The organism is Allosediminivita pacifica (assembly GCF_003054175.1).
GTDB classification, from domain to species: domain Bacteria; phylum Pseudomonadota; class Alphaproteobacteria; order Rhodobacterales; family Rhodobacteraceae; genus Allosediminivita; species Allosediminivita pacifica.
In genome coordinates this window covers 68532-83331 of sequence record NZ_QBKN01000007.1, presented here as the reverse complement: position 1 = coordinate 83331, position 14800 = coordinate 68532, and the positions used below count along the sequence as shown (strand labels likewise).

Below are 14800 nucleotides of genomic sequence, written 5' to 3'. Positions count from 1 at the left end.
CGGGATTGGCAAGAGGGTCAGGGCAGTTGCAGGCGTGGTGCGCGACCGACCGGGACCGGCCCGATGAAGACGCGGTCATCGCGGAAGTCGAGCGGCAGGTCGAGCGTTTCAGGATTGCCGCGGAGCCCGGCGACAAGCGACAGGCCCTGTTCCAGCGCCTCGGCGAGCGTTGGGTCGATCTGGCCCGCCTCGCGCGCCGTCTCCAGCAATTCGCGCCAGTTCTTGGCCTGCAGGGTCAGTGCCCCCTCGGGGACGCCGTCGGGGTCGATGTCGAGCGTACCGGAGAGCCTCAGGGCCATGCCCTCGGTCTCGTATTGCGCAAGGCGCAGCTCGATTTCCTCTGGGCGGGGGCGCGCGCCGTCGCCGATATTCCATGGGCCGTCGAAGTCCACGATGGCCTCGATCAGCAGGCCTTCGCCCGTGCCCTGGCCCGCCAGCGCGTCGGCGCCCAGGCCGATGCGGTACTGGTCCGCCTGTCCGCCGAGTTGCGAGATGGCTGCCGTCATGCCGGCAAGCGCGAGGCTTCGCTCGGGGCCGTTGAGGTTCAGCACCTCGGCCTCGGCATTAGCGCGCATGAGGATGCCGTCGCCCTCGTGCACGACACTGGCGCGCAGGCCTTGGGAGGTTATGTCCCAGTCGCCCGAGGGCAGGCTCAGCTGCTGCTCGTCGGGAAAGACCAGGATCTCGTGCCCCTGCCGGTAGCTGAGGCGCAGCACCTGAAGGAATGGGGCCTGCCAGGCCACGCCGCGGTCGGGATCGGAGAGGCGCGGGGCGTCCAGCGTGACGTCGATGCGATTGGGAAAGCCCCGCACCCGCAGGGCCTCATATTCGGCCTGCCAGCCGTCGGCGCGGCGGTCCTCGAACCAGCCGGTGACGGCCTGCCGCGCGACGTGCGCCTGCCAGAACCAGTAGCCGGACCAGCCGAGAGCCGCGATCAGGACGAGCGATATCAGTCGTTTCACGTGCGCCTCTTTCGCATTCCGGCCCGATCGTGTTTAGAGGAGCGCGCAAGGAAGGACCAGCGCCATGACCCTTTGGGTATTCGGATACGGATCGCTTCTGTGGAACCCGGGCTTCCCGGTGGCCGAAAGCCTGCGCGCCACCCTGCCGGACTATGCCCGCAGTTTCTGCATGTCCTCGATCCACCATCGCGGCACGCCCGAGAAGCCGGGGCTGGTGCTGGCGCTCGACCACCATCCGGGCGCGGTCTGCGACGGGCTCGCGCTGCGCGCCGAATCCGGCAGCGAGGACGAGACGCTGGCCTACCTGCGTGAGCGGGAACTGGTGTCCTCTGCCTATCTCGAACGCCGCTTGCGGGTCGACCTGATCGATGGCCGCAGGATCGAGGCGCTGGCCTACATCATCGATCCCGACCACGAGCAGTATTGCGGTGGCATGCCGCTCGAAGAGCAGGCCCGCATCATCGCAGGCGCCCACGGCGGGCGCGGCCCGAACCCGGAATATCTCGAGAACACGGCACGCCATCTCGAGGAACTGGGCATTCCCGATGCCGAAATGCACTGGTTGATGTCCCGCGTGCATGAATTGACACGCTGACAGCTTGGATTGAAGGGCGCGACAATCTAGGGTCGGGGCAACAAAAGAACCCCGACAGGCGCCTTGATGGACCAAAAAGATTTCGAAGCGGAACCGAGCTTTAGCCAGCCCGTGCGGCAGGTGGTCGCGATGGTCGTGGTCCTGGGGCTGTCTTTCGCCGGCGGCTTTCTCGCGCTGCCGCGGGTCCTGCCGGTCTTCGAGGCCAACCCGTACCTCAATGGCTTCATCCTGATCGTCTTCGTCGTCGGCCTGATCGCCTGCTTCTGGCAGGTGGCGCAGCTCATCAATTCGGTCCGCTGGATCGAGCGTTTCGCCGCCGACCGCGACACCGGGCGACAGCTTCAGGCACCGCAGCTTCTGGCGCCGCTGGCCACGCTTCTGCGCACCCGCGCCAAGAGGATGCAGATCACCACGACCTCGACCCGCTCGATCCTCGACTCGGTGGCGCAGCGGATCGACGAAGCGCGCGAGATCACGCGCTACATCACCTCGCTGCTGATCTTCCTCGGCCTTCTGGGCACCTTCTACGGTCTGGCGACGACCGTGCCGGCGCTTGTCGACACGATCCGCAGCCTTGCTCCGCAGCAGGGCGAAAGCGGTGCGGACCTCTTCGGGCGGCTCATGTCGGGCCTCGAGGCGCAGCTTGGCGGCATGGGCGTGGCCTTTGCCTCGTCGCTGCTAGGCCTTGCCTGTTCGCTCATCATCGGGCTGCTGGAGCTTTTTGCCGGGCACGGGCAGAACCGCTTTTACCGCGAGCTCGAGGAATGGCTGAGCAGCATCACGCGACTGGGCTTTTCGTCCGAAAGCGACGGCCCCGACCTTGGCGCCGCGGGCGTGGTGCTCGACCGGATGGCCGAGCAGATGGAAAAGCTGGAGTTGCTCTTCGCGCAGGCCGAGAGCGGCCGGTCCGAGGTGGACAGCCGCCTTGGCCAGCTTGCCGACAGCGTGGAGCGGATGACCGAGCGGATCGAGGCAACGGCGCCGTCTTCCAATTCGCTGGCCCGCATCGCCGAGGGGCAGGAGCGCCTTGTCGACGTGCTTCAGCAGAAAGAGGCCTCCGAGGGGCTCGACGCCGAAAGCCGCATGCGCCTGCGGTCGATCGACGTGCAGATGCTGCGCATCCTCGAGGAAATCGCCGCCGGTCGGCAGGAGAGCATGGCCGAGCTGCGCACCGATCTGGCCGCGCTGACCCGTGCGCTTCGCGGTGCGGGCGCTGCCCGCCCGGCACCGGCCGCGCGCGGCGGTCAGGAGAGCTGACATGGCGCTGAGCCGCCGCACCGGATCGCGTTTCCAGGCCAACATCTGGCCCGGCTTCGTCGACGCGATGACGGGGCTGCTGCTGGTGCTGACCTTCGTGCTGTCGATCTTCATGGTGGTGCAGTTCGTCCTGCGCGAGACGATCACAGGCCAGGAAGACCAGCTATCCAACCAGGAAAGCGAGCTGTCGAGCCTGACCAGCCAGGTGGCGGAGCTGTCGCGCGCGCTGGGCCTTGCCGAGCGTCGCAACGAGGATCTGACCGTCGAAGTGGGCGAGCTGGAGTCCACCCTGTCGACCCGCGATGCCGCGCTCGAGGAACAGGACGCCCTGATCGCGAGCCTGACCTCGACCCGCGACAGCCAGGCGGCGGCGTTGGAAGAGGCGCGCACGCGGATCGCCTCTTTCGAGGATCGGGTGGCTTCGCTTCTGTCTCAGCGCGACGCGGCGCGCGAGCGGGTGACGGATCTCGAAGGCACGGCCGAGGCCCTGCGCGCAAGCCGGGACGAGCTGGAAGCGGCGCGGGATCAGCTGGTCTCCGAGCGCGACGCGCTGAACCTCGCCCTCGCGCAGACCCGCGACGAGGTGGATGCGCAGGCCGAGGCGGCGCGCCTGGCCGCCGCGCGGCGCGAGGCGCTGGAAGCCCTGGTCGAGGACCTGCGGGCGCAGAATGCCGACGCTCAGGACCGCATCGGCAGCCTGAGCGCCAGCGTGGACGATCTGGAACAGGCGCTAACCGAGGAAGAGGCGCAACGGCTGGCGGAATCCGAGGCGGCGCGGGCGCTGCGCGTGCGGCTCGAAGATGCGGATGCCGAGCTGACGGCCATGCAGATGGCGCTCGACGAGGAGCGCGCCCGTGCCGAGGAAACGCTGACGCTTCTCGCCGCAGCGCGCGAGGCCGAAAAGGACCTCAACGCGCGGCTCGCGGCGGCCCTGCTGGAGGGCGAGGAAGAGGCAAGCGGGCTGCAGGCGCGGATCGATGATCTGGACGCTGAAGTAAGCCAACTTCGCGCCCAACTTGCGGATGCCCAATCGCAGGGCTCTGAAGCGGACGAGCGGCTGGCTTCGGTCCGTGACGAGCTTGCCCAGGAGCGCGATGCCCGCGTCGCGGCGGAGCGGGCGCTTGAGGATCAGGAGCAGCAGACCGCCGAGACCGAGCGCGCGCTGAGCGAGGCGCAGGGCGCGACACAGGCGGCGGAATCGCGGCTTTCGGACCTCTCGGCGCGGTTGGCGCAGGCGCTGGCGCGGGTGGCCGAGGCGGAGTCGCTGCAGACCGAGCTGGCCGCGCTGCGCGAGCGGAACACGGCGCTGGTCTCCGACCTCTCGGCGGCGCAGGGGCAGGCCCAGGACCGCGCGACGCAGGTCTCGGGCCTCGAGGCGCGTCAGGCCGAGCTTCAGGAGGACCTCGCCGCGGCCCGCGGGGCCGCACAGGAAGCGCAGGCGGCGCTGTCGGAGGCGCGGTCGCGCGCCGACGGGCTGGCCGAAGAACTGGCAGCGGCCACGGATCGCGAGAGCGCCCAGACAGGCGAACTCGAGGCGTTGCAGGGGCGGGCGGCCAATCTCGAGTCGCAGCTTCAGGCGGCACAGGCGCGGGCCGAGGAACGTGCGACGGCGGTGGCGGCGCTTCAGAGCGAGAACGCCGCCCTCTCGCAGCAGCTGTCGGAGGCCTCGGGCGAGACCGCGGCGCTCGAGACGCTGCGCGAACAGAACGACCGGCTTTCGGCCGAACTCGAGGCTGCGCGGTCGCGGGACAGCCGGCGGGACGCGGTCATTGCCAACCTGCGGCAGGCGCTCGCCGAGGCCGAGGCGCGGGCTGCTGAACGGGTCGATGACGCGGAAAACCTCGAGGAGAGGCTGGCGGCGGCGCTTGCGGCGCGGCTCGATGCCGAGAGCAGCGTGGAGGAAACGCGGCAGCGCCTGACCGAGGCGCTGGCAGCGCAGCGGGCGGCGGAGAGCCGGGCCGAGACGCGGCTGACCGAAGCCGAGCAGCGCATGGCCCTGCTCGGTGAGGCGCGCGAGGAGCTGGCCGAGAGCCGCGAGCGGGCGACGACGGCCGAGAAGCAGACGGAGCTGCTCAACCGGCAGGTCTCTGCCCTGCGCGAGCAGCTGGGGCAGTTGCAGGCGCTGCTGGACGAGTCCCGGGCAAGCGACGCTCAGGCGCAGGTGCAGCTTCAGAACCTCGGGTCCGAGCTGAACGCCGCGCTGGCGCGTGTGGCGGCCGAGGAGCGGCGGCGCCGGCAGCTGGAGCAGGCGGAGCGGGAGCGGCTCGAGGAGGAGGCGCGGGACCTGGCGAACTACCGGTCGGAATTCTTCGGTCGGCTGCGCGAGATCATCGGCGAGACGGATGGCATCCGGGTCGAGGGCGACCGTTTCGTGTTCTCGTCCGAAGTGCTCTTCGGGCTGGGCTCGGCCGAGCTGTCGCCGGCGGGCGAGCGGGAGATCTCCAAGGTGGCCGCGATCCTGCAGACCATCGCCGACGACATTCCCGAGGGGATCGACTGGATCATCCGGGTGGACGGACACACCGACGATATCCCCGTGCGGGCCACGGGGCGGTTCGAGGACAACTGGGAACTCAGCCAGCGGCGGGCCCTTTCGGTGGTGCGCTACATGGTGGACGAGCTGGGCATCCCGCCGGACCGGCTGGCGGCCAACGGGTTCGGGCAGTACCAGCCGGTGAACCCTGCCGACACGCCCGAGGCGCGGGCCCAGAACCGGCGGATCGAGCTGAAGCTGACCGAGCGCTGAGGCGGTCCGGGACGCGGGACATTCGGGGTGTCCCGCGCCGGGACATCGTTCCAGACACGGAAAATCAATGGCTTACAGAGACGAATTAGGGGAATTTTAAGACTGTGCCGCGCGGGGGCATGTCCCCGACGCCGTGTTTTCCGGGCTTTTCTGGGCTCCGGACGGGGGCGCTGAGAGGCTGGCTGGCGATCGTTCCGGATCACGTCTGCCGGCTGGGAGCGCGAGGAAAGGTGGTGCTTGGGATCGCGTCTTGTGATGCCGGAATAGGGCATATCCGCCCGGAACACGGGGCTTCCGGAGGTTTTCGGGGGGCCTGGATAAAAGTGCCCACCCCCGGAGGTTGTCGCGCCATCCCACGGTGCGGCACGCGCCCGGCTTCGCAGCATCCTGCCAGCCCGGGATAAGGTGTGTGTCCGTGACCCGAGTGGGTCCGCTCCGAGCCCAATTCGCTGATTGAGCGCGAAGCCCCCCGCGCGGAATCAAGGGCCGCAGGCCCGCCGCGCATCGCAGCCGCGCTCCCATGCGGCGGCGATTTGGCGATGCTGGGTGCCTCGTGTCGAGGTCTTTCGGGGTTGCGGGGATAAAACAAGAGGATCAGCGGTCCGGATCGCCACCGCGCGCGGCTGCGATGCGCGGCCTCCGGAGGTTTTGGGGGTGGCCGGGGTACGGTGCCCACGTTTGGAGGTTGTCGCGCGATGCCAAGGTTCGGCACGCGCCCCGGCTTCGCGGCATCCTGCCAGCCCAGGATAAGGTGTGTGTCCGTAAGCCGTGTTGGTCCGCCATGACCCCGTCTCGCGATTGGAGATCGCACAGCGGAAGCCGGGCCAGCGCCGGACCGTCACGCCGGAGGCGTGCCGACGGATAATCGGCGCACCTCTGGTGCGACGGGGCGGCCCGGCGCTGGCCCGGCGGGGGTGAAGCCCCTTGTTCCGGGCCTGTCAGGGCGTGGCTCGAAGGGTCTCTATATCCCGCGTGACGGACCCTCACGGTCTGCGCACAGGCCCCAAAGAAAAACCGCCGCGGGGTGGCCCGCGGCGGTTGGTGGTCTTTCAGATGGCCCCCGGCCTTACTCGGCGGTCAGGAGCGGCGGCTTCTTGGAGCCGAGGCGCGGGTTTTCCGGGCCCGACATGTCCAGCACCAGTTCGCCGTCCTTGACCGAGACGCGGACGAGGCCGCCCTTGGTCAGCTTGCCGAAGAGCAGCTCCTCGGCCAGCGGCTTCTTGATGTTTTCCTGGATCACGCGGCCCAGCGGGCGCGCGCCCATCTTGTCGTCGTAGCCACGGTCGGCCAGCCATTCGGCGGCGGGCTTGGTAAGCTCGATGCTGACGTTGCGGTCCATGAGCTGGGCCTCGAGCTGCAGCACGAACTTTTCCACCACTTGCAGGATCACCGACTTGGGCAGCGGGCGGAAGCTGATGACCGCGTCCAGACGGTTGCGGAATTCCGGCGTGAAGGTCCGTTCGATGGCGGCGGTATCCTCGCCCTCGCGACGGTCACGGGCGAAGCCGATGGCCGATTTGGCCTGCTCCTCGGCCCCCGCGTTGGAGGTCATGATGAGGATCACGTTCCGGAAATCCGTGGTCCGGCCGTTGTGGTCGGTCAGCTGGCCGTGGTCCATGACCTGCAGCAGGATGTTGTAGACATCCGGGTGCGCCTTCTCGATCTCGTCGAGGAGGAGCACGCAGTGCGGATTCTGGTCCACGCCGTCGGTCAGCAGGCCGCCCTGGTCGAAGCCCACGTAGCCCGGAGGCGCACCGATCAGGCGCGATACGGCGTGCTTCTCCATGTACTCGGACATGTCGAAGCGCAGCATCTCGACCCCGAGCGAATCGGCGAGCTGCTTGGCCACCTCGGTCTTGCCGACGCCGGTGGGGCCGGCAAAGAGGTAGTTGCCGATCGGCTTTTCGGGTTCGCGCAGGCCGGCACGCGCCAGCTTGATCGCGGAAGACAGCGCCTCGATCGCCGGGTCCTGTCCGAAGACCACGCGCTTGAGCGTGCCCTCGAGATCCTTGAGCACCTCGGCATCGTCCTTGGAGACACTTTTCGGCGGGATGCGCGCGATCTTGGCGACCACGGCCTCGATCTCCTTGGCGCCGATGGACTTGCGGCGCTTGGAGGCGGCCACGAGATGCTGCGCGGCGCCGGCCTCGTCGATGACGTCGATGGCCTTGTCGGGCAGCTTGCGGTCGTTGATGTAGCGCGCAGAAAGCTCCACCGCGGTCTTGATGGCGTCCTGCGTGTACTTCACGCTGTGATGCTCCTCGAAGTAGGGCTTGAGGCCCTTGAGGATCTTCACGGCGTCATCGACCGTGGGTTCGTTCACGTCGATCTTCTGGAACCGGCGGCTGAGCGCGCGGTCCTTTTCGAAGTGCTGGCGGAACTCCTTATACGTGGTGGAGCCCATGGTGCGCAGCTTGCCGCCCTGAAGCGCGGGCTTCAGGAGGTTGGAGGCGTCCATGGCACCGCCGGAGGTGGCGCCGGCACCGATCACGGTGTGGATCTCGTCGATGAAGAGAACGCCGTCGGGGTGCTCTTCAAGCTCGTTCACGACCGCCTTGAGGCGTTCCTCGAAATCGCCGCGGTAGCGGGTGCCTGCGAGCAGGGCGCCCATGTCGAGGCTGAAGATCGTGGTGTTCTTCAGCACGTCGGGCGTTTCGCCGGCGACGATCTTGCGGGCTAGGCCCTCGGCGATGGCGGTCTTGCCCACGCCGGGATCGCCCACGAGCAGCGGATTGTTCTTGCGGCGGCGGCAGAGCACCTGGATGCAGCGCTCGACCTCGGAATCGCGGCCGATGAGCGGGTCGACGTCGCCTTCGCGCGCCTTGGCGTTCAGGTCGACGCAGTACTTGGCGAGCGCCGATTCCTTGTCGGACCCGCCGCCCGAGGGCGTTTCGGTCTGCTGGGCCTCTTCCTCGGCCTCGGTCGCGCCCTGGACGGGGCGGGATTCGCCGTAGGCGGGGTTCTTGGCCACGCCATGCGCGATGAAGTTCACCGCGTCGTAGCGGGTCATGTCCTGCTCCTGCAGGAAGTAGGCGGCATTCGATTCGCGCTCGGCGAAGATGGCCACGAGAACGTTCGCGCCTGTCACCTCGGTCCGGCCGGAGCTTTGGACGTGGATGGCGGCGCGCTGGATCACGCGCTGGAAGGCGGCCGTCGGCACGGCCTCGGACCCTTCGATGTCGGTCACGAGGTTGGACAGGTCGTCGTCGATGAACTCCACCAGCGTGGTGCGCAGCTCCTCGGTCTCGACCGAGCAGGCTTTCATCACGCGCGAGGCATCGGGTTCGTCGATCAGCGCAAGCAGGAGATGTTCCAGCGTGGCGAATTCGTGGCTGCGCGAATTCGCGAGCGCCAGTGCCGAGTGGATTGCCTGCTCAAGTGTGTTCGAGAATGAAGGCACGGGCGTGCTCCTCTTGTCTGCGCTGATCCCGGTGTCGGGACCAGCATTGCCTCTCAGGATTAAAGTTTGGTCGATTACCGACGTGCTTCAAGTTTTTTCTTGGTTTCGGCCGGTCACGAAATGTGGCGGATGCCGTCGTGATGCGGTTTGCGTCAGAACCGATCCTTGCGCGTGCGTACCTCGGCAAACACCTGAGAGTCTGTCGCGTCTTGCATGCCGACGGCGCGTTTCAGGGCCGGATCGGACGCACGCAGGAAGGGGTTGGTGGAAAGTTCCTCGGAAAGGGGAACCTGGGCGGTTGGGCGGTCTTCGGCGCGCGCCTGGGCGATCGCCTCTGCACGAGATTTAAGCTCTTCGTTCTCGGGTTCAATAGTCAGGGCGAAGCGGGCGTTGGCCTGGGTGTATTCGTGGCCCGAGTAGATCACCGTCTCGGGGGGGAGCGCGGCGAGCTTCGACAGGCTTTCCCACATCATTTCGGGGGTGCCCTCGAAGACCCGGCCGCAGCCGAGCGCCATGAGGCTGTCGGCGGTGAAGGCGGCCTTGGCCTTGGGGAAGTGGAAGGCGATGTGGCCGAGCGTGTGGCCCGGAACCTCGATCACCTCAAACTCCATGTTGCCGGTACCGTCGTGGTCGCCTTCCTCGAGCGGGTCGGTCAGGGGCGGCAGCTTGGCCTCTTCCTTGCGGGGGCCCATGACGCGGGGGGAATACTTCTCGCGCAGCTCTGAGAGCCCGTCGACATGGTCGGCGTGGTGGTGGGTGATCAGGATCGCGTCGAGTCCCCAGTCGCGGCCCTCCAGCGCGGCGATGATCGGCTCGGCTTCGGGGGCGTCGACCAGATAGGTGCCGGCGTCGCCGTGGATGAGGTAGGCATAGTTGTCACTCCGACAGGGGACAGTGACGATCTCGAGGGGCATGGTGTTTCCTTCCAGCCTTTGCCAAACTGCGGGTCAGTCAATCGCAGGTGAAGCCTCTCTGCAATGCATCTGGATGTGGGAACGCTCCGCGACTTCTACTACCGCAGCGCCCTGGGGCGTGCGGCGCAGGGCATTCTCCGTCGGGAGGTGGTCCGTTTCTGGCCGGAATGCGACCGGCAGACGGTGGTGGGCTACGGTTTCGCCGTGCCGCTGCTGCGGCCCTACCTGGCGGGCGCCCGCCGCGTCGTGGGGCTGATGCCCGCGCCGCAGGGGGTGATGCGCTGGCCCGGGGGCATGCCCAACGTGTCGGTGCTGAGCGAGGAAGCCGCCTGGCCGATGGAGACGGGGCACGTCGACCGGCTGATCCTGATGCACGGGCTCGAGACATCGGAACGGCAGGGCGACGTGCTGGACGAGGCCTACCGCGTGCTGGGGCCCGGGGGGCAGGCGCTCTTCATCGTGCCGAACCGTTCGGGGCTCTGGGCGCGGTCGGACAGGACGCCCTTCGGCTTCGGGCGGCCCTATTCGCTGTCGCAGCTCGAGGACCAGCTCAAGCGCCACGATTTCGTGCCCGAGAAACATATCTCGGTGCTCTACCAGCCGCCCTCGACGCGGCGGTTCTGGATGCGCACGGGGCCGATCTGGGAGCGCATGGGGCGCGCGATCCCCGCGATCATGGCGGGGGGCGTGGTGATGGTGGTGGCCTCCAAGCGCTATCCGCCGACGCAGCGCGGCGTGGACGGGGCGGTGCGCGTGCCAAACCCGCTCGACGTGCTGAGCCCGCGCCCGGTGAACAAACCCAAGACGGTCTGAGGCGCCCTCAGGCGTAGAGCTCCAGCCGCCGGGTGGGCGCGATGCGGTCGAGGAAGGCCGCGTCGTGGCTGACCACCAGCAGCGCGCCGTCGTAGGCGGCAAGCGCGCCCTCCAGAGCCTCCAGCCCGTCGAGATCAAGGTGGTTGGTCGGCTCGTCGAGGATCAGAAGTTGCGGCGGCTGCGCGCGGCCCATGGTGCAGGCAAGCCCCGCGCGCAGGCGTTCGCCGCCGCTGAGGCTGCCCGCGGTGCGCAGGGCGTCGTCGGCGCGAAAGCGGAACCGGGCAAGGGCGGCGCGGCAGGCGGTTTCATCGGTGTCCGGGTTCAGGGCGCGGAAGTTCTCGCGCAGCGTCAGGCCGGGGTCGAGCAGGCCAAGCGACTGGTCCATGAGCGCAAAAGGCACTGAACAGTCCACTGCGCCGGAGAGCGGGGCGAGCGCGCCGGTGATCAGCGCGATCAGCGTTGACTTGCCGCAGCCGTTTGCACCGCAGAGCGCAATACGTTCCGGCCCGGTGATTGTGAGCGACAGATTCAGGATGACAGGCGCCTGCGGATCGTACCCGCCGGTCAGGTCGCGCAGTTCGAGCACTGTGCGCCTGCGCGGCAGGCCGGTGGAGGGCACGTCCATGCGCAGCGGCTGGACCACCTCAATCCGGTCACGTGCGGCGGCGAGATGCTCGTCCGCCGCCTGAGCCCGCGCCGCGCGCAGCCGGGCATTGGCGCCGCCCGAGGATTCGGAGCGTTCCTTCGCCGCATCCATGAGGATCTTGGGCTGGTCGCCGCGGGCTCGGGCCTTGCGACCCATGCGGTCGGTGCGCGCCTTGCGTTCCTCGGCCTGCAGGGCACGTTGACGCAGCAGGTCGGTTTCCTTTTCGGCATCGGCAAGGTCGCGTTCGGCGGCGGCGCGCTCGATCTCCTTGCGGGCGCGGTAGGCGCTGTAGGGGCCGCCGAACCGGGTGGCGCCCTGAGACGACAGCTCGACGATGGCGTCCATTTCCTCGAGCAGTTCGCGGTCGTGGCTGACCACCACGGCGCAGGCCCGCCAGCCGCGCAGCAGGTCGATGACGGCGGTGCGGCCTTCGCGGTCTAGGTTGTTGGTGGGCTCGTCGAGCAGGAGCACGTCCGGTTCGTCGAAGATCAGCGCGGCGAGGCCCGCGCGGGTGCGCTGGCCGCCCGAGAGCGCGACGAGCGGTGTGCGCGGATCGGCGGAGAGACCGCAGCGGGCCAGCGCTGCCTCGATGCGCGCGGGCAGGGTCCAGTCGGTGCGGGCGAGGTCGTCCATGCCGGCGCGCCCTGCCTCGGCCCGGTCGAGCAGCTCGAGGGCGTCAGAGACGCCGAAGAGGTCGGCGAGCGTGGCGCCGGGGCGCGGGGCCACGTCCTGCCGCAGGGTGGCGCAGCGTCCGGCGACGTGCACTTCGCCCGCGGCGGGGCCCAGATCGCCCGCGATGAGGCGCAGCAGGGTGGTCTTGCCACTGCCGTTGCGGCCGACGAGGCCGCTGCGTTCGGGCCCGAAGGCCAGGGTCAGGTCGGAGAGGAGGGGCGTGCCGTCAGGCGCGGACCACGACAAGTTGGACAGGGAAACGGAGGCAGGCATGGGACAGGTCTTCTCGCAGCGGAACCGGATGGGTGAGGGCGGCGAGCTGCTTGTCCATGTCAGAGTGTCTCCGGTGGCTGTGTGGTCCTGCAAAGGTAGTCGCGGCGCGGCGGCGCGCAAGCCCGGGTGCCGGCCCGCAGTGCCCGGTGTGATGCTTCATCCGGCAGAAAAGTCTGGAAAATCCCCTAACAAAATCATTTTTAATGTGCGCAGAAAGCCGCAGTTAGCGCAAACCCCCATAAAACAAGGGGCTTGCACCAAAAGGTAAATGACTGCTTGCATGTTGCGGGGTGGGTGAGGCTCTGCTACATCCGCCGCGATTTTGAGTGCCTTGTGCTGGGACAAGGCAAGAACCGGAGCCCTCGGATGTGCCACGCGTGGTCACGTCACGGGGGTCGAATAACGGAAGGGTGGACGTGTCTGACTCAGCTTCGATCTCCTCCGGCATCGCTGAACGCTATGCCACCGCCGTCTTCGAGATCGCCAAGGAGGGTGGTCAGCTCTCCGAGCTCGAGGCCAACCTTGACGATCTCTCGGCGGCCCTGGATGAAAGTGCCGATCTGCGTGATCTGCTGACATCTCCCGTCTACACGCGCACGCAGCAGGGCGACGCCATCGGCGCCATCGCGCAGAAGATGGGCCTGATTCAGCCGCTGCACAACGTGCTGCTGCTGATGGCGTCCAAGCGCCGCCTGTTCGTCGTGCCGCAGATGGTGACCCGCCTTCGCGAGATGATCGCGGAAGACAAGGGCGAGGTGACCGCCGACGTGGTGACGGCCAAGGAACTCACGCCTGCACAGGCCAGCGAGCTCGCCGAGACGCTGAAGGCCAAGGTCGGCCAGGACGTGAAGATCAATACCACCGTTGATGAAAGCCTCATCGGCGGTCTTGTCGTGAAGGTGGGCTCGAAGATGATCGACACTTCGATCCGCTCGAAGCTCCTCTCCCTCCAGAATGCCATGAAAGAGGTCGGATAAATGGGTATCCAAGCAGCCGAGATTTCTGCGATCCTGAAGGACCAGATCAAGAACTTCGGTCAGGAGGCCGAAGTTGCCGAAGTGGGTCGCGTGCTGTCGGTCGGCGACGGGATCGCCCGCGTCTACGGTCTCGACAACATCCAGGCCGGCGAGATGGTCGAGTTCCCCGGTGGTATCATGGGCATGGCCCTGAACCTCGAGGCCGACAACGTCGGCGTCGTGATCTTCGGGTCGGACCGTGACATCAAGGAAGGCGACGTCGTCAAGCGCACCGACTCGATCGTGGACGTGCCCGCCGGCGAAGGCCTGCTGGGCCGCGTTGTCGACGGTCTGGGCAACCCGCTGGACGGCAAGGGTCCGATCGAATCCGTCGAGCGCCGCGTCGCCGATGTGAAGGCGCCGGGCATCATCCCGCGTAAATCCGTGCACGAGCCCATGGCGACCGGCCTCAAGGCCATCGACGCCATGATCCCGATCGGCCGTGGCCAGCGCGAGCTGATCATCGGCGACCGCCAGACCGGCAAGACCGCCGTGGCGCTCGACACGATCCTGAACCAGAAGAGCTACAACGACGCCGCCGCAAGCGACAGCGACAAGCTGTACTGCGTCTACGTCGCGATCGGGCAGAAGCGGTCGACCGTGGCGCAGCTGGTGAAGAAGCTCGAGGAAACCGGCGCGATCGAATACTCGATCGTCGTCGCGGCAACGGCTTCCGAGCCGGCGCCGATGCAGTACCTCGCGCCCTACGCCGCGACCGCGATGGCGGAATACTTCCGCGACAACGGCAAGCACGCGCTGGTGGTCTACGACGACCTTTCCAAGCAGGCCGTGGCCTACCGCCAGATGTCCCTGCTGCTGCGCCGCCCGCCGGGCCGCGAAGCCTACCCGGGCGACGTCTTCTACCTGCACTCGCGCCTGCTGGAGCGTTCGGCGAAGCTGAACGAGGACCACGGCTCGGGCTCGCTGACGGCGCTGCCGATCATCGAGACGCAGGGCGGCGACGTGTCGGCCTTCATCCCGACCAACGTGATCTCGATCACCGACGGCCAGATCTTCCTCGAGACCGAACTGTTCTACCAGGGCATCCGCCCCGCCGTGAACACCGGTCTGTCGGTGTCCCGCGTGGGCTCGTCGGCGCAGACCTCGGCGATGAAGTCGGTGGCCGGCCCGGTGAAACTGTCGCTCGCCCAGTACCGCGAGATGGCGGCCTTCGCGCAGTTCGGTTCCGACCTCGACGCCTCGACCCAGCGCCTGCTGAACCGGGGTGCACGTCTGACCGAGCTCATGAAGCAGCCGCAGTACGCGCCGCTGACCAACGCCGAGATCGTCTGCGTGATCTACGCCGGCACCAACGGCTACCTCGACAATCTCGACGTGTCGCAGGTCGGCCGCTTCGAGCAGGGCCTGCTGTCGCACCTGCGGGGCAAGCACAAGGACGTGCTGGACTTCCTGACCAAGGAAGACCCGAAGGTGAAGGGTGAAGCAGAAGACAAGATCAAGGCTGCGATCGAAGACTTCGCCAAAGATTTCGCGTAAGGGGAGGCC

General features: G+C 67.8%; 10 protein-coding genes. 6 read left to right on the top strand and 4 right to left on the bottom strand.

Annotated elements, in window-relative coordinates:
• Positions 1–17: 17 nt before the first annotated feature.
• Positions 18–962, bottom strand: a complete 945-nt coding sequence (locus C8N44_RS07150; RefSeq protein WP_107975501.1) for a DUF2125 domain-containing protein — start codon at positions 960–962, stop codon at positions 18–20.
• A 64-nt stretch (positions 963–1026) separates the two neighbouring features.
• Here C8N44_RS07150 and C8N44_RS07145 point away from each other — a divergent pair, with 64 nt between their 5' ends.
• From C8N44_RS07145 to C8N44_RS07135, 3 genes are all read left to right on the top strand, one after another.
• Positions 1027–1557 carry a gamma-glutamylcyclotransferase gene (locus C8N44_RS07145; RefSeq protein ID WP_107975500.1) on the top strand — a complete coding sequence of 177 codons (531 nt, stop codon included), beginning with the start codon at positions 1027–1029 and terminating at the stop codon, positions 1555–1557.
• A 66-nt stretch (positions 1558–1623) separates the two neighbouring features.
• Positions 1624–2814 (top strand): biopolymer transporter ExbB, encoded by a 1191-nt coding sequence (locus tag C8N44_RS07140; protein WP_107975499.1) that lies wholly within the window; start codon positions 1624–1626, stop codon positions 2812–2814.
• 1 nt (position 2815) lies between these two features.
• Entirely contained in the window at positions 2816–5560 is a 2745-nt protein-coding gene (locus C8N44_RS07135) for a peptidoglycan -binding protein (protein WP_107975498.1), read from the top strand.
• A 1066-nt stretch (positions 5561–6626) separates the two neighbouring features.
• On the opposite strand, the gene clpA is transcribed toward C8N44_RS07135, so the two are convergent.
• Both clpA and gloB read right to left on the bottom strand, forming a co-directional pair.
• Complete coding sequence (gene clpA, locus C8N44_RS07130) at positions 6627–8960, bottom strand: ATP-dependent Clp protease ATP-binding subunit ClpA (RefSeq protein WP_107975497.1); 2334 nt, start codon at positions 8958–8960, stop codon at positions 6627–6629.
• Positions 8961–9112: 152 nt separating this feature from the next.
• Entirely contained in the window at positions 9113–9874 is a 762-nt protein-coding gene (gene gloB, locus C8N44_RS07125; RefSeq protein ID WP_107975496.1) for a hydroxyacylglutathione hydrolase, read from the bottom strand.
• A gap of 63 nt (positions 9875–9937) precedes the next feature.
• On the opposite strand from gloB, the gene C8N44_RS07120 reads away from it, so the two are divergent.
• Entirely contained in the window at positions 9938–10687 is a 750-nt protein-coding gene (locus C8N44_RS07120; protein ID WP_107975495.1) for a methyltransferase domain-containing protein, read from the top strand.
• Positions 10688–10694: 7 nt separating this feature from the next.
• On the opposite strand, the gene C8N44_RS07115 is transcribed toward C8N44_RS07120, so the two are convergent.
• Positions 10695–12278: an ABC-F family ATP-binding cassette domain-containing protein gene (locus tag C8N44_RS07115; protein WP_107975494.1), complete on the bottom strand. Its 1584-nt coding sequence runs from the start codon at positions 12276–12278 to the stop codon at positions 10695–10697.
• A 410-nt stretch (positions 12279–12688) separates the two neighbouring features.
• On the opposite strand from C8N44_RS07115, the gene C8N44_RS07110 reads away from it, so the two are divergent.
• Positions 12689–13255: a F0F1 ATP synthase subunit delta gene (locus C8N44_RS07110; RefSeq protein ID WP_107975493.1), complete on the top strand. Its 567-nt coding sequence runs from the start codon at positions 12689–12691 to the stop codon at positions 13253–13255.
• The gene (gene atpA, locus C8N44_RS07105; protein WP_107975492.1) at positions 13256–14791 is read left to right on the top strand and encodes a F0F1 ATP synthase subunit alpha; all 1536 of its coding nucleotides are present in this window, start codon (positions 13256–13258) and stop codon (positions 14789–14791) included.
• Positions 14792–14800: the final 9 nt, after the last annotated feature.

Bases quoted from the DNA above. Each gene is read 5' to 3' on its own strand.
- C8N44_RS07145 (WP_107975500.1), top strand. From the start codon at position 1,027: ATGACCCTTTGGGTATTCGGATACGGATCGCTTCTGTGGAACCCGGGC.
- C8N44_RS07140 (WP_107975499.1), top strand. From the start codon at position 1,624: ATGGACCAAAAAGATTTCGAAGCGGAACCGAGCTTTAGCCAGCCCGTG.
- C8N44_RS07135 (WP_107975498.1), top strand. From the start codon at position 2,816: ATGGCGCTGAGCCGCCGCACCGGATCGCGTTTCCAGGCCAACATCTGG.
- gloB (WP_107975496.1), bottom strand. From the start codon at position 9,874: ATGCCCCTCGAGATCGTCACTGTCCCCTGTCGGAGTGACAACTATGCC.
- C8N44_RS07120 (WP_107975495.1), top strand. From the start codon at position 9,938: ATGCATCTGGATGTGGGAACGCTCCGCGACTTCTACTACCGCAGCGCC.
- C8N44_RS07115 (WP_107975494.1), bottom strand. From the start codon at position 12,278: ATGCCTGCCTCCGTTTCCCTGTCCAACTTGTCGTGGTCCGCGCCTGAC.
- atpA (WP_107975492.1), top strand. From the start codon at position 13,256: ATGGGTATCCAAGCAGCCGAGATTTCTGCGATCCTGAAGGACCAGATC.